Raw genomic sequence first — 22,154 nt, 5'->3', positions numbered from 1 at the left:
CGTAGCTAGGCGACCCCGAACCACTCCTCCGCGAGGGCGTCCAGCGTCCGCGCGGAGGGCTTCAACTCCTCCAGGTACCACGGCAGATGGCTGTAAACGTGGAGCAGCGTGTACGCCATCAGCAGGCGCGGCTCGAAGCCGCGCCCGTACCCCGCGAGGAGGCGGCCGAGCAGACGGCGGTCGGCGCGGGTGGTGAACAGGCCGACGGCGACGAGGTCGTAGGCCGGGTCGCCGACCATGGCGGGTTCGACGTCGAACAGGCCGGTCAGGCGCCAGCCGTCGGCCGGGTCGACGAGCAGGTGCTCACGCATGAACTCGGTGTGCAGCAGGGCGCGTTGCGGCATTCGGGGCAGCGGCGCGGCGGCCAGGAAGTCCGGGATCTGCTCCAGCCAGGCCCCGGACAGGCCGCGTTCGCGCTGGCGGGCCACCGCCCCGGCCCGCTGCCGGTCCAGGAAGGCGCCCCAGTCGCCGGGGCCGAGGGTGTCGGCGAGCGGCCCGGGGTCGAGGGCGTGCAGGGCGGCCAGGGCCCGGCCGCAGTCGTGGGCGATCCGCTCCCGGTCGGCCTGCGGGATCCGCGGCCAGGCGGGGGCCAGGCCCTCGCCGGACAGCCGTGACATCAGCACGTAGCGCCAGCCGTTGACGTGGGCGCCGGCGGCCCGTACCTCGGGGGTGGGGATCGGCAGGGCGCCCTGGAGGCGGGTGAGGACGCGCTCCTCGGTGACGCCGCCCTCGGCGCCGAAGGCGGGGAACAGTTTGAGGACGTGCGCGTCGCCCACCGCGTAGACCGGGACGGAGCCTTCCGCGAAGCGCTCCAACGGGAGCCCGGCGAGGCCGAGTTCGGCGCAGAGCGCCTCGGCTCCGGGGCGCATCACCGCCTCGTCGCGCACGATCGCGTCCCACTGCTCTTCCGTCTCCACCACCGGCAGCATGGGCGCACGGTAGGCGGACCGGCGCCGCTGCGGCAAAGGCTTTTCGGCGGGTTCGGCGGTCCAGCGGTTCAGCGGTTCAGTGGGGCCCGCAGACGTCGGTGGCGGCGGGGGAGAGGGGCTCCGGGCCGCCGGCCGGGTCGCGGGTGAGGAGGTAGCGGGCGCCGGGCCCGGTGTCGGCGGCGCGGTCGGCGGCGTTGTAGAGGGAGCAGCGGGAGAGGGAGAGGCAGCCGCAGCCGATGCAGCCGGTCAGCTTGGCCTTGAGGCGCTGGAGCTCGGCGATCTGCTCGTCGATGCGGCTCTGCCAGGATTCCGCGACCCGGTCCCACTCGGCGCCGCTGGGGGCGGGGCGCTCGGGGAGCCGGTCGAGGGCGACGCGGGCCTCGTCGAGGGAGAGGCCGACGCGCTGGGCGGCGCGGACGAAGGCGATCCGGCGCAGCGTGCCGCGGGGGTAGCGGCGCTGGCCGCCGGCGGTGCGGGTGGCGTGGATGAGGCCGAGGCTCTCGTAGTAGCGCAGGGCGGAGGCGGCGAGGCCGCTGCGGCGGCCGAGCTGGCCGATGGTGAGCAGGTCGTCGCGGTGCGGGCCGGGTGCTCGGCCGTGGTCCGGGGTCGCGGTCATGGGCACCCACTCTAGCCGCTTGACCTCAAGTCGACTTTAAGTTGCACCATCGTGGTCATGACGACGAACGCAACCGCGGACCGCGCGGAAACCGCCCGTTTCGAGGACCTGTCGGCGCTGATGGGCCTGATGACCGGCGACGAGAAGCACGGCCCGGCCGCCACCTCCACCCTGGACGCGCTCTGGGTGCTGTACGACCGGGTCCTGCGGGTGAGCCCGGACCGGGCCGAGGCGCAGGACCGGGACCGCTTCCTGCTCTCCAAGGGCCACGGCCCGATGGCGTACTACGCGGTGCTCGCGGCCAAGGGCTTCATCGACCCCGGGGTGCTGCCGAGCTTCGGCGGCTACGACTCTCCGCTCGGCCATCACCCGGACCGGATGCTCGTCCCCGGGGTGGAGATCGCCTCCGGCTCGCTCGGGCACGGCCTGCCGCTGGGCGTCGGCACGGCGCTCGGGCTGCGGGCGCAGGGCCTGACCGACCCGGCGGTGTGGGTGCTGGTCGGCGACGCCGAGTTCGACGAGGGCTCCAACCACGAGGCGGTGGCCTTCGCCGGTGCGTACGGGCTGGAGCGGCTGCACGTGGTGGTGATCGACAACTCCTCGGCCACGCACGGCTGGAACGGCGGGATCGCGGCCCGGTTCGCGGCCGAGGGCTGGTCCGCCGTGACGGTGGACGGCCGCGACCACGAGGCGCTGTACCGCGCCTACACCGCCGAGCACCCGGGCCGCCCGCACGTGGTGGTCGCCCGGGTCGAGCCCAAGGACTCCTGAGCCCGAGGACTCCTGAGCCCGAGGACTCCTGAGCCCGAGGACTCCTGAGCCCGAGGACTCCTGAGCCCGAGGACTCCCGGCCCAAGGACTCCTGAGCCGGAAAACCCCCACGCAGGCACCAATCAGCACGCAATCGCCGACCAGCACGAACCGAAAGGCACTTCACCGATGGACACCATGCGCGAGCGCTTCATCGACGTCACCAGCCGCCTGCTGGACGAGGACCCCCGGCTGGCCGTGGTGCTCGCCGACATCAGTGCGGCCGCCTTCGCCCCGGCCCAGCAGCGCCACCCGGACCGGGTGGTCAACGTCGGCATCCGCGAGCAACTGCTGATCGGCGCGGCCGGCGGCCTGGCGCTGGCCGGGATGCGCCCGATCGCCCACACCTTCGCCAGCTTCATCGTCGAACGGCCCTTCGAGCAGGTCAAGTTGGACCTTGTCCACCAGGGCGTCGGCGCCGTCCTGGTGAGCGCGGCCGGCTCCTACGACTGGCCGGCCGGCGGCCGCACCCACATGTCCCCGGGCGACGTCGCCCTGCTGGACACCCTGCCGGACTGGACGGTCCACGTGCCGGGCCACCCGGACGAGGCCGAGCAACTGCTGCGCCACGCCGTCGCGGACGGCGACCGCAACGTCTACGTCCGCCTCTCCGAGCACCGGAACGCGCAGGCCCTGCCGGTCGAGCCGGGCCGGTTCACCACCGTGCGGCAGGGCTCGCGCGGCGTGGTCCTCGCGGTCGGGCCGATGCTGGACGCGGTGCTCGCGGCCACCGAGGGCCTGGACACCAGCGTGCTGTACGCGGCGACGGTGCGCCCCTTCGACGCGGCCGGGCTGCGGGCGGCGCTGGGGGAGCGGGCGGACGTGGTGCTGGTGGAGCCGTACCTGGCGGGCACCTCGGCGAACGAGGCGCACGCCGCGCTGGCCGACCGCCCGCACCGGGTGCTGGGCCTGGGCGTGCCGCGCGAGGAGCACCGGCACTACGGATCGATCCCGGAGCACCTGACCGCCTACGGCTTGGACGCGGCCTCGCTGCGGGAGCGGATCGCCACCTTCCTCTGGTGACGCCCGTGGTGGGTCAGGGCGCGACGACCGCCACCGCGACGACCGCCACCGCGTCCGCCCCCAGCCGTACCGCCGTCCCGTCCAGCGCCGCCGCCCCGAAGGCCACGACCAGTTCGCGCCCGGTCCCGTCCAGCGGCAGAGCGGCCTCGGCGGGGCCGAGGTTGACGGCGATCCGGTACGGCCCGCGGTGCACCACCAGCCAGCGCGCCGCCTCGTCGTACGCCACCCGCACCGCGCCGAGGTCGGGGTCGGACAGCTCCGGCCGGTCGCGGCGCAGCCGGATCAACGTCCGGTGCCAGGCGAGGAGTTCGGCGTGCGGGGCGCGCCGGGGCTCGGTCCAGTCGAGGACGGAGCGCAGGACGGTGGCCGGCTCCTGCGGGTCGGGGACGGACTCGGCGGCCCAGCCGTGGTCGGTGAACTCCCGCCGCCGGCCCTGCCGGACGGCCTCGGCGAGCTGCGGGTCGGTGTGGTCGGTGAAGTACTGCCAGGGGGTGGCCGCGCCCCACTCCTCGCCCATGAACAGCATCGGGGTGAACGGCGAGGTGAGCACCAGCGCGGCGCCGCAGGCGAGCCGGCCGGCGGTGAGGCAGGTGGAGATGCGGTCCCCGAGGGCCCGGTTGCCGATCTGGTCGTGGGTCTGGAGGTAGCCGAGCAGCCGGTGCCCGCCGTCCGGGGGGAAGGGGCGGCCGTGGCCGCGGCCGCGGAAGCCGGACCAGGTGCCGTCGTGGAAGAAGCCGCGGGTGAGCGTCTTGCCGAGGGCGGCGAGCGGGCGGCGGGCGAAGTCGCCGTAGTAGCCCTGGGATTCGCCGGTGAGCGCGCAGTGCAGGGCGTGGTGGAAGTCGTCGCTCCACTGCGCGGTGAGGCCCTGGCCTCCGGCCGCGCGGGGGGCGGTGGTGTGCGGGGTGTTGAGGTCGGATTCGGCGATCAGGAACAGCGGGCGGTTGGTCGCGACGGCCAACTTCTCGACCTCGTGGGACAGTTCCTCCAGGAAGTGGACGGCCCGGTCGTCCGCGAGGGCGTGTACGGCGTCCAGCCGCAGGCCGTCGATCCGGTAGTCGCGCAGCCAGCCGAGCGCGCTGCCGATCAGGTAGCGGCGCACCTCGTCGGAGCCGGGGGCGTCCAGGTTGACCGCCGCCCCCCACGGCGTGTGGTGCCGGTCGGTGAAGTACGGGCCGTACGCGGGAAGGTGGTTGCCGGAGGGGCCGAGGTGGTTGTGGACGACGTCCAGCACCACGCCGAGGCCCTTGCGGTGGGCGGCGTCGACGAAGCGCTTCAGCCCCTCGGGCCCGCCGTACGGCTCGTGCACGGCCCACGGTGAGACCCCGTCGTAGCCCCAGCCGTGCCGGCCGGGGAACGGGCAGACCGGCATCAGTTCGACGAAGTCGACGCCCAACTCGACGAGGTGGTCGAGGTGTTCGGCGGCGGCGTCGAAGGTGCCGCGGGGGGTGAAGGTGCCGATGTGCAGCTCGTACAGCACGGCGCCGGGCAGCGCGCGGCCGCGCCAGCCGGTCCGCGACCAGCGGAACGCGGCGTGGTCGACCGGGCGGCTGGGGCCGTCGGGGCCGTGCGGCTGCCAGGGGGAGCGGGGGTCGGGCAGCGGCGGCCCGCCGTCGAGGCGGAAGGCGTAGTCGCCGGCCGGAGCGCCGCCGGTCCACCAGCCCGGGCGCTGCGGGCACCGGGCCAGCGGATGGGCGGAGCCGTCGACCTCGACCTCGACCCGGTCGGTGGCCAGGGGCGCCCACACCTCGTAGGTCCGCACGCTCAGCTCCTCCTCGTCAGCAGTGCCACCGGCCGGTCCGCCAGCAGCCGCGCGACGGGCACCGGGCCCGCCGGGTGGGTCCGCAGCGTCAGCAGGTCCGTCCAGGGCCCGCCCTCCGGCAGCTCCAGGACGGTGCCGCGCCAGCCGCCGGCGCGTTCCAGCCCGTACGGGAGCCGGGTGACGGCGGTGACCACGTCGGCGCCGCGGGCGAAGGCCAGCAGGTGGTCGGCGGCGGGGCCGGCGGCGGCCAGCGGCCGGTAGGGCCCGAGCGGGCGGTCGCGCCGCAGGTGCAGCGCCGCCCTGGTGAGGTGCAGCTTCTCGCGGGCGAGGTCGCCGGGGCGCGGGGCGGCCGCGTCGGTGAGCCGGACGGCGAGCGCGCCGAGGTCCACCACGCCCCGGTTGTCCGGGTCGACGAGGGTGTACAGCGGCTCCTCGCTGCCCTGGTAGAGGTCGGGCACGCCCGGGACGGTGAGGTGCAGCAGCGCGGCGGCGAGGGTGTTGGCGCGGGCGTAGGGGGCGAGGGCGTGCACCAGGCCCTCGATCCGGGGCAGCAGTCCGGGGTTGGTGTGGACGGCGCGGGCGCGCACAGTGAGCGCCTGCTCGAAGCGGGCGTCGGGGGTGGTCCAGGAGGTGTGCAGCTTGGCCTCGCGGGCGGCCTTGAGGAGGGCGGCGACGAGCCGGTCGGGGTCGATCGGCCAGGCGGCGACGAGGGTGTGCCAGAGCAGCCAGTCGCCGTCGCGGGCACCTGGGTCGCTTTCGTCGTCGTGATCGCCGTGGGGGCCGGGCCCGGCGGCGGTGGACCAGGCGGCGGCCTCGGCGGCCCAGGCCTCGGGCTGCTCGGCGAGGACGGCGAGCCGGGCGCGGGCGTCGGCGCTGCGCTTGGTGTCGTGGGTGGACAGCACGGTCATGCTGTGCGGCCAGGCGCGTTCCAGGTAGCGGCACCAGTCGTGGAACCGGGCCGGGGGCAGCCCCGGCCGGCCGGGCTCGCCGCCGACCTCGTTGAGGCCGGGCAGCGCGTTCCACCGGTAGAAGGCGGTGTCCTCGACGCCCTTGGCGGCGACGGCGGCGGCGGTCTGCGCGAAGCGCTCGCAGAACTCGTCCTTGTCCGGTCCGCTCCCCAGCTTCCCGAGGGCCAGGGCGGCGACCAGCCGGTCCGTCGGGTCGCCCGAGCCGCCCAGCGCCGCGCGCAGCTGCTCGGCGGAGGCCGGCGGTACCGGCTCCCCGGGCCGGGCGTACGGCCGGTACGCCGGGTAGCCGGTGAACAGCCGCCGCAGCGCCGCGCGCAGCTGCCAGGGCGCGTGGTCGGCGTGCGCGGGCTCGGCGGCGCCGATCCGCAGCGCGATCCGCACCAGCCGGTCGACCTCGGCGGCCAGCTCGCCGTGCGGCGCGGTCATGTCGGCCCGCCCGCGCCGGGCGGCGGCGACCGCCGGGTGGGGGTCGGCGCAGGGTTCGCCGTCCGGCGCGGAGCCGGTCAGGAACGCCGCGTACGCCCCGGCCAGCCGGCAGGCGCCCGCGTGGTCGGTGAGCACGCCGTCGATGCGGCGCAGCGCGTCGTAGCCGGTCGTCCCGGCGACCGGCCAGTCCGCGGGCAGCCGCTCGTCGCCGGTGAGGATCTTCTCGACGACGGTGTACGCGCCGCCGGTGGCGCCGGCGAGGCGGCGCAGGTAGCCGCGCGGGTCGGCGAGCCCGTCGGGGTGGTCGATCCGGAAGCCGTCGACGACGCCGTCGGCGTGCAGCCGCAGCAGGGTGGCGTGGGTGGCGGCGAACACCTCGGGCTCCTCGACCCGGACGGCGATCAGCTCGTTGACGGTGAAGAAGCGCCGGTAGTTCAGTTCGGTGCGGGCCAGCCGCCACCAGGCGAGCCGGTACCACTGGCGGGCGAGCAGCTCGGCCGGCGGCAGCCCCGAGGTGCCGGGCCGCAGCGGCAGCTCGTGGTCGTGGTAGCGCAGCACCTCGCCGTCCACCACCAGCTGGTCCAGCACGGCGCCGAGCCGGTCGCCGAGCAGCGGCAGCAGCACCCGGCCGCGCGCCGGGGCGTCGACGGGGCCGGGCTGGGCCGCCCAGTCGATGTCGAACCAGCGCGCGTACGGCGAGTCGGGGCCGTCGCGCAGCACCTGCCACAACGGCTGGTTGAGCCGCTCGGGGACGGGCACCGCCATGTGGTTGGGCACCACGTCGACGAGCAGCCGCAGGCCGTGCCGGTGGGCGGCGTCGGCCAGCGCGCGCAGGGCGCCCTCGCCGCCGAGCTGCTCGCTGACCCGGCCGTGGTCGACGGTGTCGTAGCCGTGGGTGGAGCCGGGGGCGGCCTCCAGCAGCGGGGACAGGTGCAGGTGGGAGACGCCGAGGGCGGCGAGGTAGGGGACGGCGGCGGCGGCGTCGTGGAGGGTGAAGCCGGGTTGCAGCTGGAGGCGGTAGCTGGCCGTGGGGGCCGTGGCGGTGGCGGTAGGGGTGGCGGATGAGGGGGAGGTGGCGGCCGGGCGGGGCGGTGCGGGCTCGGCGGCGGAGGTCATAGGTCCATGAGTACCCGGGGGAGCCCGCCGCCAAGACCCGCTGCTGGTCCGAACAGGTGAGCGCAGGGTGTCAGGCCGGCCGCTGGAGCACCATCAGCGAGCGGTCGGTGAGCCACAGCGCGTCCCCGGCCTTGACCCGCGCGCCCGCGCCCGGGGCGGGCAGCCGGGGCTGCGCGGTGTCGACCACGACCTGCCACTCCTGCCCGTGGTCGGCGGGCAGGGTGAACTCCAGCGGCTCGAAGTGCGCGTTGAACATCAGCAGGAAGGAGTCGTCGACGATCCGCCCGCCGCGCCGGTCCGGCTCGGAGATGGCGTAGCCGTTGAGGAAGACGGTCAGCGACTTGGCGTAGCTGGCGCCCCAGTTGCGCTTGGTCATCTCCTCCCCGCCGGGGGTGAACCAGGCGATGTCGGTGAGGTCGTCGTAGCCGCCCGAGTCGTGGCCGCCGGACGGGTGGCCGCCCGAGGGGCGACCGCCGGAGAGGTGGCCGCCGGCGGGGCGTCCGCCGGCGGCGAGCGTCCCCGGCCCGGGGCGCCCGGGGACCGGCCGCCCGTGGAAGAAGCGCCGCCGCCGGAACACCGGGTGGTCGCGGCGCAGCCAGATCATCCCCTGGGTGAACTCCAGCAGCCGCGTCTCGGGCCCGTCGCCGTCCGGCCAGTGCACCCAGGTGAGTTCGTTGTCCTGGCAGTAGGCGTTGTTGTTGCCCTGCTGGGTGCGGCCGAGCTCGTCGCCGTGGGAGAGCATCGGCACGCCCTGGGAGAGCATCAGGGTGGCGATGAAGTTGCGCTGCTGGCGGGCTCTGAGCTCCTCGACGGCCGGGTCGGTGCCGGGGCCCTCGACACCGCAGTTCCAGGAGCGGTTGAAGGACTCGCCGTCGCGGTTGTCCTCGCCGTTGGCCTCGTTGTGCTTGTCGTTGTAGGAGACGAGGTCGCGCAGGGTGAAACCGTCGTGGCAGGTCACGAAGTTGATGGAGGCGATGGGGCGGCGGCCGTCGTCCTGGTAGAGGTCGGAGGAGCCGGTGAGCCGGGAGCCGAACTCGGCGAGGGCGGCCGTCTCGCCGCGCCACAGGTCGCGCACGGTGTCCCGGTACATGCCGTTCCACTCGGTCCACAGCGGCGGGAAGTTGCCGACCTGGTAGCCGCCCTCGCCGAGGTCCCAGGGCTCGGCGATCAGCTTGGCCTGGGAGACCACCGGGTCCTGCTGGACGAGGTCGAAGAAGGAGGAGAGCCGGTCGACCTCGTGGAACTGCCGGGCCAGGGTGGCGGCGAGGTCGAAGCGGAAGCCGTCGACGTGCATCTCGGTGACCCAGTAGCGCAGCGAGTCCATGATCAGCTGGAGCACGTGCGGGCTGCGCATCAGCAGGCTGTTGCCGGTGCCGGTGGTGTCCTCGTAGAACCGCTGGTCCTGGGCGAGGCGGTAGTAGGAGACGTTGTCCAGCCCGCGCAGGGACAGCGTCGGCCCGAGGTGGTTGCCCTCGGCGGTGTGGTTGTAGACGACGTCCAGGATCACCTCGATCCCGGCCGCGTGCAGCGCCTTGACCATCGACTTGAACTCCTGCACCTGCTGGCCCCGGTCGCCGCTGGAGGCGTAGGAGGAGTGCGGGGCGAAGAAGCCGATGGTGTTGTAGCCCCAGTAGTTGGTCAGGCCCAGGTCGCGCAGCCGGTGGTCGCGGACGAACTGGTGCACCGGCATCAGCTCGATCGCGGTGACGCCGAGCTTGGCCAGGTGCTCGATCACCGCCGGGTGGGCCAGGCCCGCGTAGGTGCCGCGGATCTCCTCGGGGATGCCGGGGTGCAGCCGGGTGAGGCCCTTGACGTGCGCCTCGTAGATGACGGTGCGGTGGTAGTCGGTGCGCGGCGGGTGGTCGGTGCCCCAGTCGAAGTACGGGTTGATCACGACCGAGTGCATGGTGTGCGGGGCCGAGTCGAGGTCGTTGCGGCGCTCGGGCGCGCCGAAGTGGTAGCCGTAGACGGCCTCGTCCCAGTCGATGTGCCCGCTCATCGCCTTGGCGTACGGGTCCAGCAGCAGTTTGGCGCTGTTGTGGCGCTGGCCGAGGCCGGGGTTGTACGGGCCGTGGACGCGGAAGCCGTAGCGCTGGCCGGGCTGGACGCCGGGGAGGTAGGCGTGCCGGACGAAGGCGTCCGTCTCGCGCAGCTCGACGGCCGTCTCCGAGCCGTCCTCGTCGATCAGGCACAGCTCGATCCGGTCGGCACTCTCGGAGAACACCGCGAAGTTGGTGCCGACCCCGTCGTAGGTGGCGCCGAGGGGGTAGGGCTTACCGGGCCAGACCTGCATGAGTCCTCAACTTCCTTGCACTCAACGGAAACTGACGTGTAGTCCGATAACGTGCCCGGACCCGGACGCTCTCTTCCCGGCCGGGCGGCCGGGCATGTGCGGCGCTCGCGCGCCGTGACGCACGGCACAGTGCGCATACTCCCCGAGCCTTCCCCCGGCGGCCGGGACATGTGCTGCCGGTTCGCCCGAACGGGTGTCCAGTCGGCATTCCTGTGATAAGCGCGGGCCGGTGGCGAGCGGGGCCCGTGATCGGAGGGGCCGGTGGTGATCGGGGCCTGCGACGCGCGGGGCTTGCGGGGGGCGTGGGTCTGTGAAGGGTGGGCCTGGTGGTGGTGCCGGGCCCCGTGGGCCATCCGGCTGCACACCGCTCGCGGCGGGCAGTACCCTTGATCGTCCGGCCGTCCCCGGGCCGGTGGCGCTCCATCAGTCGCGCGGGGGCGGAGCGTAGAGCAGCAAACCAGGTGAGGTGGCGCATGGTGTTCCCCGCCGGCGGCCGCGGCCCGGGGCCCGACGGCCCCGACCGGGGCGGCGCCCGCAGCGAGGCGCCCACGGTCGTCATGCGCCCCACCCTGTCCGGCCGCCCCCTGGTGCCCGCCCAGGGCGGCCCGGTCGAGGTCCCCGCTCTCGCCTGGTCCGCCGCCGAATGGGAGGACGCCTACCAGCGGGTCCGCCTGTCCGGCCGCGCCTACGTCTGGCTCAACCTCGTCGAGCAGCGGCTGCGCTCCCTCGTCGACGAGGTGCTGCACCCCATCTACGCCCCCGCCCACGGCGAGGACTGGGTCACCGCCGCCGCCGGCCCCGCCGGCGAGGAGTGGGCGCACCGGGCCGGCGCCGTCCGCGAGGTCAGCCGCCGCAAGGGCTACCTGCTCGACCCGGCCGACGACGACCCGCTCGTCTTCCTCACCCTGCCCCAGCTGCGCGAGCTGATGGTCCAGCACTGGCCCTGCTTCGAGCCCTACCTGTCCGACCGGCGCGAGATCGAACTCGCCCTGGACGAACTGGAAGTGGCCCGGCACGTGGTCTCCCGCAACCGGGTGCTCACCCAGACCGTCCTCGCCCAGACCGAACGCGCCGCCGCCCGCCTGCTCGCCGTCCTCGACGGCGGCGCCGGCGGCGTGCCCGCCGACGTCGTCGAGTCGCTGGTGGCCGGCCGGTACGCGGACGTCGTCGCCGTGCACGCCGACCGCGTCCGCCTCCAGCGCGACCTGCCCGTCGAGGACCTGCTGGACGGCGCCCGGCGGCTGGACGCGCTCGGCATCGGCCTCGGCATGCTCTGCCAGAACTACACCGGCAAGCGGCTGGTGCGCCTGGCCGGCGACGGCTGCCGGGTCCGTCTGCTCTTCCTCAACCCGGCGAGCAGCGCCGTCCGCCGCCGGGAGCGCGAACTCGGCCTCGGGCGAGGCGAGTTGTCGCGCTCCATCGAGATGAACATCATGCACGTGCGCCGGGTGCGGGCCCGGTTGCGCGACCAGGGCGGCTTCGAGATCCGGGTCTTCGACGAGACCCCGCGCTTCACCGCCTACCTCGTCGAGGGCCCCCGTCCGACCGGCCAGGTCGGCGGCCGCCGCCAGAGCCGCGACCTCGGCGTCATCCAGCCCTACCTGCGCCGCGCCCGGGGCATGGAGTCCCCGGCCCTGGTGCTGCGCGGCGGTGCCGGCCAGCAGCCCGGCGGCAGCGAACAGGGCCTGCTGGAGGTCTACCGCGAGGAGTTCGAGGGCGCCTGGGGCGACTCCCGGCCGGTGTCCTGAACCCGCCCTCCGCTTCTGATCGGCCGTCAATTCCCCTCTCTCCACCCCCGGGTGGAGACCCGGAACTCCATCCCTGCGGCGGCGACACCCCCGGGCCGCGCCGCGCAAGCTGGAGACGGGGTCGCGGCCGCACGAGCGGCGCGACGACGTCGAGGGGAGTGCGCCGTGGTGTACGGAACAGAGCACGGGACAGTAAGCGGGACAGGACGGGGGGCAGGACGGGGGGCAGCGCGCGGAAGGCTGCGCGAAGGGCCCGGGACGGGGCCTGGGGCGGGAACCGCCCCCCGGCGCTGGCCGCTCGCACTGGCCGGCGTGGCGGCAACCCTGCTGGGCCTGCTGCCGGCCGGCCCCGCCGAGGCCCGGGAGGCGGGCGGCTGCCGAACGGCGACCTCCGTCGGCCGCCTCCAGGGGGTGGCCCAGGACGGCCGCTGCGCCTACCTGGGCGTCCCGTACGCGGCGCCGCCCACCGGCGAGCGCCGCTTCCGCCCGCCGCAGCCCGCCGCGCCCTGGCCCGGAACGCTGCGCGCCACCCAGACCCGCCCCGGCTGCCCGCAGGACCTGAGCGCGGGCGGCGGCGGCACCGAGGACTGCCTGTACCTCAACGTGTGGTCGGCGCACGGCGGAGGCGCCCGCAAACCCGTCATGGTCTTCCTGCACGGCGGCGCGGACGAACTCGGCGCCGCCGGCCAGCCCGTCTTCGACGGCGGCCTGCTGGCCGAGCGCGGCGACGCCGTCGTGGTGAACCTGGACTACCGGCTCGGCATCCTGGGCTGGACGGAACTCGGCGCGCTCGACCCGTCCTACGCCGGCTCGGGCAACAACGGGCTGCGCGACGAGACCGCCGCGCTGACCTGGGTGCGCCGGCACATCGGCGCCTTCGGCGGCGACCCGGGCAACGTCACCGTCTTCGGCCAGTCGGCCGGCGCGATCTCGATCAGCGCCCTGCTGGCCGGCGACCACCCCGAGCAGCTCTTCCGGCACGCCATCGTCGAGAGCGGGCCCGGCTACCTGGTGCACACCGCGGCCGCCGCGCGGGCCACCGCCGGAAAGGTCTTCGCCACCGGCGGCATCCACACCGTCGCGGACCTCGACCGGCTGAGCACCCCACAGGTCCTCGAACTCCAGGAACAGGTCCAGCACGGGCTCTCCGGACTGTCCTCCGCGGTCTTCTTCGGCCCGTCCGTCGACGGGGCGCTGGTGCCCGGCCCGGTCGTCGAACGGATCGCCGCCGGCAGCGCCCGCGACGTCGACGTGATGACCGGCACCACCGAGAACGAGACCGACTACTGGGCGCTGTTCGACCCCACGCTGCCGGACCTCCCGCTGAGCGCCTACCGCAACCTGCCCCCCGTGCTCGCCGACCGCAAACAGCAGATGTACGACCGGTACGCTGCCGACCGCCCCGGGGCCACCGAGGGCCGGGTGGTGAACGCGATGCTCACCGACCAGACCGAGCGGATCCCCACCCTGCGCCTGGCCGAGGCCCAGTCCCGCTGGCGGCCCACCTACGTCTACCAGTTCGACTGGCACGTGCCCTACGTCCCCGGCCTGCCCGCCGCCCAGAACCTGGGCGCCATGCACACCCTGGAACTGCCCTTCGTCTTCGGCGGCCTGGACCTCGGCGCGATCCCGCGCGGCGCGCAGACCGTCGCCGCCCAGCGGCCCGAACTCACCCGGCTGTCCGAGCGGATGGCCGACGCCTGGGCCTCCTTCGCCCGCCAGGGGGACCCGGGCTGGCCGTCCTACACCGCCGACGCGCGGGCCACCCGGATCTGGGACCTCAACCCCAGCGTCCAGTACGCCCCGCACGACGACGAACGCGCCCTCTGGGACGACTACTCCTTCCCCGCCCTGGACCTCGGCACCCGCTGAGCCGAACCGCCGTCGGAACAGGGGGCCGGGCCGCCGCCCGACCCCCTCGGCACGCCCCGTCCCGGTGTCCGGCCCCTGAAACCCGCTGGCCAGGGCGGCGCGGCCGCTGCCACACTGCGGGCCGTGAACAGCCTCCCCGCCTGGACCCTGCGCCCCGCCACCGCCGCCGACGTCGAACCCGTCGCCGAACTCAAGGCCGTCGTCCTGCGCGCCGACCTCGAACGCCTCGGCCGCTACGACGACGACCGGGTCCGCCGGCGCCTGCGGGCGGGCTTCTCCAGCCGCCACAGCTCCGTCATCCTCGTCGACGGCGCCTTCGCCGGCTCCGTCACCGTCCGCCCCGCCGAACAGGGCGGCCGCTGGATCGAGCACTTCTACCTCGCCCCCGCCCACCAGGGCCGCGGCCTCGGCACCGCCGTCCTGCGCCACCTCCTCGCCCAGGCCGACGCCGCCGGCGAGCCCGTGCGCCTGGACGTCCTCCAGGGCAGCCCCGCCCGCAGCCTCTACGAACGCCACGGCTTCGTCCTCGACCACGAGGACCCGATCGACGTCTACCTGGTCCGCGAGCCCGCCGCCTGAACCGCGCCCGCCGCCGGCAGTCAGGGCTGGTCGGAGCAGGGGCGGCCGTGGTAGTCATAGCCCCCGTGATGATCATGGGGGATGACGGGGCCGTACTGCGCCTCGAACAACTGCACCGCACCTACGGGACCGGGCCGGAGGCCGTCCACGCGCTCAGGGGAGTGGACGTCGACTTCGCCCGCGGCACCTTCACCGCCGTCATGGGCCCCTCCGGCTCCGGCAAGAGCACCCTGCTCCAGTGCGCCGCCGGGCTCGACCGGCCCGACGACGGCCGGGTCGTCCTCGACGGGGCCGACCTCGCCGCACTCACCGAGAACCGGCTGACCGTCCTGCGGCGCGAGAAGCTCGGCTTCGTCTTCCAGGCCTTCAACCTGGTCGGCTCGCTGACCGCCGAACAGAACGTCGGCCTGCCGCTACGCCTGGCCGGGCGCCGCCCCGACCGCGCCGACGTCCACCGCGCCCTCGCCCAGGTCGGCCTCGGCGAACGCACCGGACACCTGCCCTCCCAGCTCTCCGGCGGCCAGCAGCAGCGCGTCGCCATCGCCCGCGCCCTGATCACCCGCCCGCAGGTGCTCTTCGCCGACGAACCCACCGGCGCCCTCGACAGCGCCAGCAGCCGCGACGTCCTCGCCCTGCTGCGCGAACTCGTCGACCGCGACGGCCAGAGCACCGTCATGGTCACCCACGACCCGGTCGCCGCCTCCTACGCCGACCGCGTGCTCTTCCTCGCCGACGGCCGCCTCGTCGCCGACCTCGACCACCCCACCGCCCCGCAGATCGCCGAGCGGATGACCGCCCTGGAGACGGCGGCATGAACGAGCGGAGCGAGTTCATCATCGAGAGGTGCGCGCGGGCGAATGCCCCCGCCGAGCGCGGCGAGGTGGGCGCATGAGATCCCTCGTCACCCTGCTGCCCGTCGCCGCCGCCGCACTGCGCCGCCGCAAGGCCGCCTTCGCCGGCTCCTACCTCGCCCTGACCCTCGGCGTCACCCTGGTCGCCACCACCGGCACCCTGCTCGACAACACCGCCGGCGACGACTCCCCGCTCGGCGCGCCCTCCCTCCACAAGGTGCTCCTGTTCAGCGCCGCGATGGCCGCCTTCGTCGCCCTCTTCGTCGTCGCCGGCACCTTCGCCTTCGCCGTCGCCCAGCGCCGCCAGGAGATCGCGATGCTGCGCGCCGTCGGCGCCACCCCCCGCCAGGTCGTCGGGCTGATCACCGGCGAGGCCGCCGTCGTCGCCCTCGCCGCCGCCGTCACCGGCTGCCTGCTCGCCCTGCCCGGCGCGCCCGCCCTCGCCGCCTGGCTGGTCGCCCGCGGCGCCGCCCCGGACGGCTTCGCGGCGCACCCGGCCCCCGCCCCGCTGCTCACCGCCGCCGTCGTCGGCCTGCTCGTCGCCCTGCTCGGCGCCGTCACCGCCGCCCTGCGCGCCGGCCGGGTCCGGGCCGTCGAGGCACTCGGCGACGCCGCCGTCGACCGCACCGCCATGACGCCCGTGCGCTGGGCCTGCGCCCTCGCCGGACTGCTCGCCCTGGCCGGCACCGTCGGCTACTACCTGGCCGCCCCGACCATGCCCGCCGCCCCCGGCGACCAGCCGGCCGACCCGCAGCTCGCCTCCCAGTGGGTCCTCGGCGCCGACCTGCTGACGATCACCGCCCTCGCCCTGTTCGCCCCGCTGATCGTCCCGCCCCTGGTCCGGGCGCTCAGCGCGCCACTGGCCCGCGCCGTCGGCGCCGCACCCCTGCTCGCCCGGCAGAACGCGCTCACCGCCGTCCGCCGCACCGTCTCCACCGCCACCCCCGCCTTCCTCACCATCGCCCTCACCGGCACCGTCATCGGCTCCACCGCCGCCTTCGCCGACGCCATGACCGCCCAGAACCGGGCCACCACCGCCGCCCGGTACGTGCTGCGCCCCGGCGCCACCCCGCTGCCCGACGACGCCGCACACCGGCTCACCGCCGACCGGCCCGGCCTGCGCGCCACCGCCACCACCCCCACCGTGGTCACCGGCCTCGGCGCCGCCCCCGCCGACTTCGCCGACCCCGGCGAGGACTCACCCGCCTCCGCCCCCTCCGCCGCCACCGTCGTCGACGGCGACCTCGCCACCGCCTGGACCCTGCCCGTCGTCCAGGGCACCGCCGCCGACCTGCACGGGCCCACTCTCGCCGCCTCCACCGACCAGGCCCGCGGCCACGGCTGGACCCTCGGCGACCAGGTCCACCTGCGCCTCGCCGACGGCACCGTCACCACCCTGCGCCTCGCCCTCGTCTACCGCACCCAGCTGGGCCTCGACGAGATCCTGCTCAGCGGCGACGCCACCACCGCCCACCTGGCCGGCGCCCACCCCGGCGCCGTCCACCTATCCGCCGAACCCCCGGCCGCCGACCGGCTCGGCGGCGAACTCACCGACGCCCGCGCCCCCGGCCCCGACCCCGGCGCCCACTACGCGTGGATCGCCACCACCACGATCCTCGGCCCCGCCCTGCTGTACGCGCTCATCGCGATCGCCAACACCATGGTGATGTCCGCCGCCGACCGCCGACGCGACTTCACCGTCCTGCGGCTGGCCGGCACCCTGCGCCGCCAGGTGCTGCACATGGTCGCCCTGGAAGCCGTCCTGGTCGTCGCCACCGCCGCCGTCCTGGCCCTCGCCGTCACCGCCCTCACCCAGTACGGCACCACCGCCCTGCTCAACCACCGCATCCTGGCCGGCCAGGCCGCCATCGACCCGCACCTGCCCTGGCTCCCGCTCGGCGCCGCCGCGGCCGTCTGCCTCGCCCTGGCCGTCGCCGCCAGCGTGCTGCCCAGCCGGATCGCCCTCGCCCGCGCCCGGTGACGGTCGGCCGGTGACGTTCGGCCGGGTGAGGGGAGTAGGCCGGACGGATGGTGACCGGCGGTCGGGCGCGGCGCTCACCCGAGTACCGGGCCCGACCGCTTGTTAGCGTCCCGTCCATGATCGACAGCCCGCACTCCACCGGCTCCGAACACCCCCGCGCCACCCGCCGCGGCCTGCTGCGCACCGCCCTCGGCGCCACCACCGCCGGAGCCCTCACCCTCACCGGCGCCCGCCCCGCCCAGGCCGCGCCCCGCCCCGCCACCCGGCGCATCGACTTCCACGGCCACCACCAGGCCGGCATCACCAACCCGCCCCCCGGCTACGGCACCTTCCTCGCCCTCGACGTCAAGGCCCGCGACCGCAAGGCCCTCGAAACCCTCCTGCGCACCCTCACCGACCGCATCCGCTTCCTCACCGCCGGCGGCACCCCGCCCGACCTCGGCCCCGCCTCCGCCCCCTCCGACAGCGGCACCCTCGGCCCCGACCTGCCCACCGACGACCTCACCGTCACCGTCGCCGTCGGCGCCTCCCTCTTCGACACCCGCTACGGCCTCACCCGCCACCGCCCCCGCCGGCTCACCGCCATGCGGCCCTTCCCCGTCGACGCGCTGCGCCCCGCCGAATGCCACGGCGACCTCTCGCTCCAGATCTGCGCCGAGAACCGCGACACCGTCCAGCACACCATCCGCGACCTGCTGCGCAGCACCAACGGCCTGATCCGCCCGCGCTGGCAGCTCGACGGCTTCCAGAACCGCTCCCGCCCCACCGGCGCCGCCCGCAACCTGCTCGGCTTCAAGGACGGCATCGAGAACCCCGACACCACGAACGCCCGCGAGCTGGACGCCCTCGTCTGGGTCGGCGAGGGCGGCGACGAACCGCGCTGGGCCGCCGGCGGCAGCTACCAGGTCATCCGCGCCATCCGCACCCTCGTCGCCGGCTGGGACGAGGTGCCGCTCAAGCAGCAGGAACGCCTGATCGGCCGGCGCAAGAACGACGGCGCCCCGCTCGGGGCGGCCGGCGAGACCGACACCCCCGACTACCGCAACGACCCCGACGGCGCCGTCATCCCCCTCGACTCCCACATCCGCCTCGCCAACCCCCGCACCGACGGCACCCGCGACAGCCGCATCCTGCGCCGCGCCTTCAACTACGACCGCGGCCTCGACCCCGACGGCGAACCCGACCTCGGCCTCGCCTTCTGCTGCTACCAGCAGGACGTGGCCCGCCAGTTCGAAGCCGTCCAGACCCGCCTCAACACCGAACCCCTCGCCCGCCACCTCCGCCCCACCGGCGGCGGCTACTTCTACGTCCTCCCCGGCGCCCGCGACACCACCGACTGGCTCGGCCGCACCCTCCTCACCACCACCTGACACCCCGGTCCGCCCCGGCCACCCGCCCCGGCCCGCACCGCGCAGCCGGGGCGGACGCATGCCGCGCCCTCAGCACTCCCACGGGTTCAGCACGGTCGCGCCGGTCCGGGCGAGATGCTTGACGTTCCGGCTGGCCAACGTCCAACCGTTGGCGATGGCAGTGGCCGCGATCAGCGCGTCGGGCGGATCGATGCTCGTCCCGGCGCTCTTGAGCCGGCGGTGGACGGCGAGGTACGCGGCGGCCTCCCGTTCACCGATGGCCGCGATCCTGCCCCGGTACTCCACCCGCATGCCCTCCAGGACATGCTCGAACACGGCCCGGCGCAGCGGGTCGGACGTGGCCGCGACCCCCGCCTCGACTTCCGCGACGGTGATGACGCTGAGGCAGAGCGCCGTCGCAGGGACGGAGCGGGCCCATTCGACGACGGCGGGGGCCGGCTTCGGCCGCGTGGTGAGCTCGGCGACCACGTTGGTGTCCAGCAGGTAGATCACTCGGTGCCCGCCGCGTCGTCGTAGGAGCGGGACCCGAACTCCAGCCCTTCGAAGGGCGTCGACAGGAGCTGATCGAGGAAACCGTCGTTCCCCAGCGTCGCCCAGCGGTGCAGTATGGCCGGCAGCGCGTCGATGTCGGTGTCGGCGAGTTCGGCGTCGAAGTGCCTGACCTGCTCGTCGGGGAGGGATCCGCGGATCTCTCTGATCGTCCGCAACGGGTGGGGCTCGTCGGGCCGGTGAGGGGGCACGGGCAGATCCGGGGAGGTACTCATGGTCGGCTCCTTCGCTCAGGTCCGAGGACCAGCGTAGGGCGCCGAGCAGCGGGACCAGCTCCCCCCAGCCGCCGGGTTGTCGGTGGGGCGGGTGATGATGGGGGCTGTTTCGAGAGGCAGGACGGAAGGACACCCCCTTATGAGCTGGTGGCAGCAGCCACTGGTCGGCTTCGACCTGGAGACCACGGGCACCGACCCGGCCGTGGACCGCATCGTCACGGCCGCGCTCGTGGACACCGTCGGGGCCCGCCGGGTGGGGGCCGCGCACTGGCTGCTCGACCCCGGGGTCCCGATCCCGGCCGAGGCGGAGGCGATCCACGGCATCGGCGACGACCTGGCCCGCGGCAAGGGCCGGCCGGCCAAGGAGGCGGTGGAGGAGATAGCCGGCGCGCTCTGCGAGCGGCTCGCCGCAGGGCGCCCGGTGGTGGCGTTCAACGCGCCGTTCGACCTGTCGCTGCTCGACGCCGAGCTGCGCCGGTACGGGCTGGTGCCGCTCGCCGAGCGCCTCGGCGCCCCGGTCGGGCCGGTGCTGGACGCGCTGGTCGTCGACCGGGCGGTGGACAAGTACCGCAAGGGCTCGCGCACCCTGCAGCGGGTCTGCGAGGTGTACGGGGTCGAGCTGACGGACGCGCACGAGGCGGGCAGCGACGCGCTGGCGGCCGTCCGGGTCGCCGTCGCCCTCGCCGAGCGCTACCGGGCCGAGGTCGGCGATGTCGCGCCGGCCGAGCTGCACGGGCGCCAGATCGACTGGTACCGGGAGTGGGCGGAGGGCTTGCAGGCGTGGCTGCGGCGCGGCAAGGACCCGCAGGCCGTGGTCGACCCGCGGTGGCCGATGAGGTGACCGCCCCCGGTGGGGCCGGTGGGCCGGACAGTTCCTAGCCGGCCGGCCAGTCGAAGGTGTAGCCCTGGGCAACCAGCCAGGGCAGCAGCTGCTTGAGCGCGGCCACGGTCTGGGTGCGGTCGCCGCCGCCGTCGTGCATCAGGATCACGCCGCCGGGCTTGAGCTGCTTCTGCACGGTGGAGACGATGGCGGGCACGCCCGGGCGGGACCAGTCGCGCGGGTCGACGGACCAGCCGAGCGAGGACATGCCGAGGCTCGCGGTGATCTGCTCGTTGTCGGCGTTGAAGCCGCCGCCGGGGGCGCGGAACCAGCTGACCTGGGTGCCGGGGCCGCCGGCCTTGACGATCATGTCCCTGGCGGCGGAGATCTCGTAGGCGGCCTTGTCGTGGGGGAGCTTCGCGAACGGCTGCGGGTGGTGGACGCTGTGGTCGCAGAGCCGGTGGCCGGCCGCGAGGACGCGCTTGACCAGGGCCGGGCTGGCGGCGGCGTTCTGGCCGATCTCGCAGAAGGTGGCCTTGGCGTGGTACTGGGCGAGCAGGTCGAGGATCTGGCCGGTGGCGGGGCCGGGGCCGTCGTCGAAGGTGAGTGCCACGGTGTGGCCGCCGGAGGCGGTGGAGCCGATGACGGTGCCCGGCTTGACCGGCGCGGGCGGCGGCGCGGTGGTGGCCGCGGGCGTGGTCGCGACGGACGTGGTGGTGACGGGCGTGGTGGTGACCGGGGTGCTCGGCGTGCCGCCGTGGGGCGCGGCGGTCGTCTCGGCCGGCGCCTTGGGCGTGCGCGGCTTCGGGACGGCCGGCGGGGCGGCGGAGGCGGGCGCGCTGTCGGAGCCGGGGGCGGGTGCGACGGTGGCGACGGGGCCGTCGGTCGGCCGGGAGTCGGTCGGCGCGATGGTGATCGGGGGCTGGGTGCTGACGCCGGCCGTCGGCTGGAGGGCTCCGCTGGCGGTGCCGCACGCGGCCAGGCCCAGGGTGGCGGCCGCCACGACGCAGCCTGCGACCAGCCGGCGGCGGGCCGTGAGGGCCGTACGGGTCGGAGGGGAGGGCCGGCGGGTGGCGGAGTGGGGCATGGCGGCGGCTCCTGTGGTGCAGAGGGGTGCAGAGGACGGGTGCCGATCCCTCGGTCAGGATGACTGTCCGATAGGACGCCGAGCGTACGTGCCCCGGTTGCGGAGCGGACCGGAGCGCCGTAGGAGTCTTCTCACACGCGCCCGGGTTGGCGCCCCCGCGGCCCGCCGGGTATCCCGGGGGCCGTGACGGGGGCGTTCCGGCAGGTCAGGAGCCCGGTACTTCGGAAGCCCGACGCCTCAGAACGGGTACCAGCGCACCTCGGTGGCGCCCTCCCGCAGCGAGGCGACCCGGCGCCGGAACTCCGCCAGCGCGGCCGGGTTGCCGGGTGCCTGCTGGGCGACCCAGGAGGCGCTGGCGGTCTCCCGGGCCCCGCGCAGCACCGCGAAGCCGGGCCAGGCGCGCACGTCCCAGCCGTAGGCCTCGACGAAGGCCCGGTACTCCTCGCCGGGCACGCCGTACCGGTCGTGGCTGAGCGCGAGGACGACCAGGTCGTGTTCGCGCAGGTCGTGCGAGACGTTCTCCAGGTCGAGCAGGACGGGCCCGTCCGGGCCGACGTGGACGTTGCGGGGCAGCGCGTCGCCGTGGATGACGCCGGGGTGCAGGTGCGGGGCGAGGTCGGGCAGGGCGGCGGCGAAGCCGTCGCGGCGGTGGCGCAGGAAGGCGACGTCGGCCGGGTCGACGTGGCCCTCGGCGGAGGCCAGCCAGCGTTCGACGGGGGCCAGCAGGTCGCGGTGGGCGAGCGGGAAGGGCGGCAGCGGCAGCCGGTGCAGGGCGCGCAGCAGCGGGGCGAGGTCGGCGGGGCGGGCGGGGCGGACGGCGGGGGCGAGCCGGTGCCAGAAGGTGACGGGGTGCCCGTGGGCGAGCTGGGGCTCGGCGTCCACCCCGTCGTACGGGCGGACCACCGGGACGTCCTGGGCGGCGAGCCAGTGGGCGACGGCGAGTTCGTGTCGCGCCCGTTCGTACAGTTCGGGGCCGCGGCCGACCTTGGCGACGACGGCCGGGTCGCCGAGGTCGAAGACGGCGTTCTCGCCGAGCGCGAGCAGCCGGGCGTCGCCGGGGCCGGGCAGCCCGGCGGACTCGCAGGCGTGGGCGAGCAGCAGCCGGGCGCGGCCTTCGTCGAAGGGGATCATGGCGGTGCTCC

Annotated in this window: 18 protein-coding genes; 9 read left to right on the top strand and 9 right to left on the bottom strand. The window is 75.3% G+C overall.

Features of this window, described 5'->3' with window-relative positions; genetic code table 11:
• Positions 1–5 precede the first annotated feature (5 nt).
• Complete coding sequence (locus tag ACFVTF_RS09280) at positions 6–929, bottom strand: phosphotransferase family protein (protein WP_387811233.1); 924 nt, start codon at positions 927–929, stop codon at positions 6–8.
• 76 nt (positions 930–1,005) lie between these two features.
• On the bottom strand, positions 1,006–1,545 hold the full coding sequence (soxR, locus tag ACFVTF_RS09275; RefSeq protein ID WP_387811230.1) for a redox-sensitive transcriptional activator SoxR: 540 nt from the start codon (positions 1,543–1,545) through the stop codon (positions 1,006–1,008).
• Between the two features lie 57 nt (positions 1,546–1,602).
• Between soxR and ACFVTF_RS09270 the strand changes: the two genes are divergently transcribed.
• Both ACFVTF_RS09270 and ACFVTF_RS09265 read left to right on the top strand, forming a co-directional pair.
• Positions 1,603–2,316 carry a transketolase gene (locus ACFVTF_RS09270; RefSeq protein ID WP_387811227.1) on the top strand — a complete coding sequence of 238 codons (714 nt, stop codon included), beginning with the start codon at positions 1,603–1,605 and terminating at the stop codon, positions 2,314–2,316.
• Between the two features lie 168 nt (positions 2,317–2,484).
• On the top strand, positions 2,485–3,378 hold the full coding sequence (locus tag ACFVTF_RS09265; RefSeq protein WP_387811224.1) for a transketolase family protein: 894 nt from the start codon (positions 2,485–2,487) through the stop codon (positions 3,376–3,378).
• 13 nt (positions 3,379–3,391) lie between these two features.
• Here the strand turns inward: ACFVTF_RS09265 and treZ are convergent, their stop codons facing one another.
• The 3 genes from treZ to glgX all read right to left on the bottom strand — a co-directional run bounded on the left by treZ (position 3,392) and on the right by glgX (position 9,940).
• On the bottom strand, positions 3,392–5,137 hold the full coding sequence (treZ, locus tag ACFVTF_RS09260; protein WP_387811221.1) for a malto-oligosyltrehalose trehalohydrolase: 1,746 nt from the start codon (positions 5,135–5,137) through the stop codon (positions 3,392–3,394).
• A gap of 2 nt (positions 5,138–5,139) precedes the next feature.
• Complete coding sequence (gene treY / locus ACFVTF_RS09255; protein WP_387811218.1) at positions 5,140–7,647, bottom strand: malto-oligosyltrehalose synthase; 2,508 nt, start codon at positions 7,645–7,647, stop codon at positions 5,140–5,142.
• A gap of 70 nt (positions 7,648–7,717) precedes the next feature.
• Positions 7,718–9,940 (bottom strand): glycogen debranching protein GlgX, encoded by a 2,223-nt coding sequence (gene glgX, locus ACFVTF_RS09250; RefSeq protein WP_371516520.1) that lies wholly within the window; start codon positions 9,938–9,940, stop codon positions 7,718–7,720.
• Between the two features lie 473 nt (positions 9,941–10,413).
• Here glgX and ACFVTF_RS09245 point away from each other — a divergent pair, with 473 nt between their 5' ends.
• The 6 genes from ACFVTF_RS09245 to efeB all read left to right on the top strand — a co-directional run bounded on the left by ACFVTF_RS09245 (position 10,414) and on the right by efeB (position 18,341).
• Entirely contained in the window at positions 10,414–11,688 is a 1,275-nt protein-coding gene (locus ACFVTF_RS09245) for an SAV2148 family HEPN domain-containing protein (RefSeq protein WP_371516519.1), read from the top strand.
• Between the two features lie 312 nt (positions 11,689–12,000).
• Positions 12,001–13,560: a carboxylesterase/lipase family protein gene (locus tag ACFVTF_RS09240; protein WP_387811215.1), complete on the top strand. Its 1,560-nt coding sequence runs from the start codon at positions 12,001–12,003 to the stop codon at positions 13,558–13,560.
• Between the two features lie 123 nt (positions 13,561–13,683).
• Positions 13,684–14,139: a GNAT family N-acetyltransferase gene (locus ACFVTF_RS09235; RefSeq protein WP_363584142.1), complete on the top strand. Its 456-nt coding sequence runs from the start codon at positions 13,684–13,686 to the stop codon at positions 14,137–14,139.
• Between the two features lie 74 nt (positions 14,140–14,213).
• On the top strand, positions 14,214–14,954 hold the full coding sequence (locus ACFVTF_RS09230) for an ABC transporter ATP-binding protein (protein WP_387811212.1): 741 nt from the start codon (positions 14,214–14,216) through the stop codon (positions 14,952–14,954).
• Positions 14,955–15,027: 73 nt separating this feature from the next.
• A complete protein-coding gene (locus ACFVTF_RS09225; RefSeq protein WP_387811210.1) occupies positions 15,028–16,971 on the top strand; it encodes an FtsX-like permease family protein in 1,944 nt (647 codons plus the stop codon).
• Positions 16,972–17,087: 116 nt separating this feature from the next.
• Entirely contained in the window at positions 17,088–18,341 is a 1,254-nt protein-coding gene (efeB, locus tag ACFVTF_RS09220; RefSeq protein WP_387811207.1) for an iron uptake transporter deferrochelatase/peroxidase subunit, read from the top strand.
• Between the two features lie 69 nt (positions 18,342–18,410).
• Here efeB and ACFVTF_RS09215 read toward each other — a convergent pair whose 3' ends face one another.
• Together ACFVTF_RS09215 and ACFVTF_RS09210 are read right to left on the bottom strand one after the other, a co-directional pair.
• Positions 18,411–18,833, bottom strand: coding sequence for a type II toxin-antitoxin system VapC family toxin (locus tag ACFVTF_RS09215; RefSeq protein ID WP_387811204.1), 423 nt, complete (start codon positions 18,831–18,833; stop codon positions 18,411–18,413).
• Positions 18,830–19,105 (bottom strand): hypothetical protein, encoded by a 276-nt coding sequence (locus ACFVTF_RS09210; protein WP_387811202.1) that lies wholly within the window; start codon positions 19,103–19,105, stop codon positions 18,830–18,832. The genes ACFVTF_RS09215 and ACFVTF_RS09210 overlap by 4 nt, the downstream gene beginning before the upstream one ends.
• A gap of 139 nt (positions 19,106–19,244) precedes the next feature.
• On the opposite strand from ACFVTF_RS09210, the gene ACFVTF_RS09205 reads away from it, so the two are divergent.
• Complete coding sequence (locus ACFVTF_RS09205) at positions 19,245–19,946, top strand: exonuclease domain-containing protein (RefSeq protein ID WP_387811199.1); 702 nt, start codon at positions 19,245–19,247, stop codon at positions 19,944–19,946.
• A gap of 34 nt (positions 19,947–19,980) precedes the next feature.
• On the opposite strand, the gene ACFVTF_RS09200 is transcribed toward ACFVTF_RS09205, so the two are convergent.
• Both ACFVTF_RS09200 and ACFVTF_RS09195 read right to left on the bottom strand, forming a co-directional pair.
• Complete coding sequence (locus tag ACFVTF_RS09200) at positions 19,981–21,012, bottom strand: polysaccharide deacetylase family protein (RefSeq protein ID WP_387811196.1); 1,032 nt, start codon at positions 21,010–21,012, stop codon at positions 19,981–19,983.
• A gap of 237 nt (positions 21,013–21,249) precedes the next feature.
• Entirely contained in the window at positions 21,250–22,143 is an 894-nt protein-coding gene (locus tag ACFVTF_RS09195) for a phosphotransferase enzyme family protein (RefSeq protein WP_387811193.1), read from the bottom strand.
• Between the last annotated feature and the right edge of the window lie 11 nt (positions 22,144–22,154).

Source organism: Kitasatospora sp. NPDC057940 (genome assembly GCF_042887425.1).
Classification (GTDB): Bacteria; Actinomycetota; Actinomycetes; order Streptomycetales; family Streptomycetaceae; genus Kitasatospora.
This window is presented reverse-complemented; position numbering and strand designations above follow the sequence as displayed.

Excerpts from the sequence above, each read along its gene's own strand:
- ACFVTF_RS09270 (WP_387811227.1), top strand. The coding sequence starts at position 1,603 with ATGACGACGAACGCAACCGCGGACCGCGCGGAAACCGCCCGTTTCGAG.
- ACFVTF_RS09245 (WP_371516519.1), top strand. The coding sequence starts at position 10,414 with ATGGTGTTCCCCGCCGGCGGCCGCGGCCCGGGGCCCGACGGCCCCGAC.
- efeB (WP_387811207.1), top strand. The coding sequence starts at position 17,088 with ATGATCGACAGCCCGCACTCCACCGGCTCCGAACACCCCCGCGCCACC.
- ACFVTF_RS09210 (WP_387811202.1), bottom strand. The coding sequence starts at position 19,105 with ATGAGTACCTCCCCGGATCTGCCCGTGCCCCCTCACCGGCCCGACGAG.
- treY (WP_387811218.1), bottom strand. The coding sequence starts at position 7,647 with ATGACCTCCGCCGCCGAGCCCGCACCGCCCCGCCCGGCCGCCACCTCC.
- ACFVTF_RS09205 (WP_387811199.1), top strand. The coding sequence starts at position 19,245 with ATGAGCTGGTGGCAGCAGCCACTGGTCGGCTTCGACCTGGAGACCACG.
- ACFVTF_RS09265 (WP_387811224.1), top strand. The coding sequence starts at position 2,485 with ATGGACACCATGCGCGAGCGCTTCATCGACGTCACCAGCCGCCTGCTG.
- ACFVTF_RS09230 (WP_387811212.1), top strand. The coding sequence starts at position 14,214 with ATGGGGGATGACGGGGCCGTACTGCGCCTCGAACAACTGCACCGCACC.
- soxR (WP_387811230.1), bottom strand. The coding sequence starts at position 1,545 with ATGACCGCGACCCCGGACCACGGCCGAGCACCCGGCCCGCACCGCGAC.
- ACFVTF_RS09195 (WP_387811193.1), bottom strand. The coding sequence starts at position 22,143 with ATGATCCCCTTCGACGAAGGCCGCGCCCGGCTGCTGCTCGCCCACGCC.
- ACFVTF_RS09280 (WP_387811233.1), bottom strand. The coding sequence starts at position 929 with ATGCTGCCGGTGGTGGAGACGGAAGAGCAGTGGGACGCGATCGTGCGC.
- ACFVTF_RS09200 (WP_387811196.1), bottom strand. The coding sequence starts at position 21,012 with ATGCCCCACTCCGCCACCCGCCGGCCCTCCCCTCCGACCCGTACGGCC.
- glgX (WP_371516520.1), bottom strand. The coding sequence starts at position 9,940 with ATGCAGGTCTGGCCCGGTAAGCCCTACCCCCTCGGCGCCACCTACGAC.
- ACFVTF_RS09225 (WP_387811210.1), top strand. The coding sequence starts at position 15,028 with ATGAGATCCCTCGTCACCCTGCTGCCCGTCGCCGCCGCCGCACTGCGC.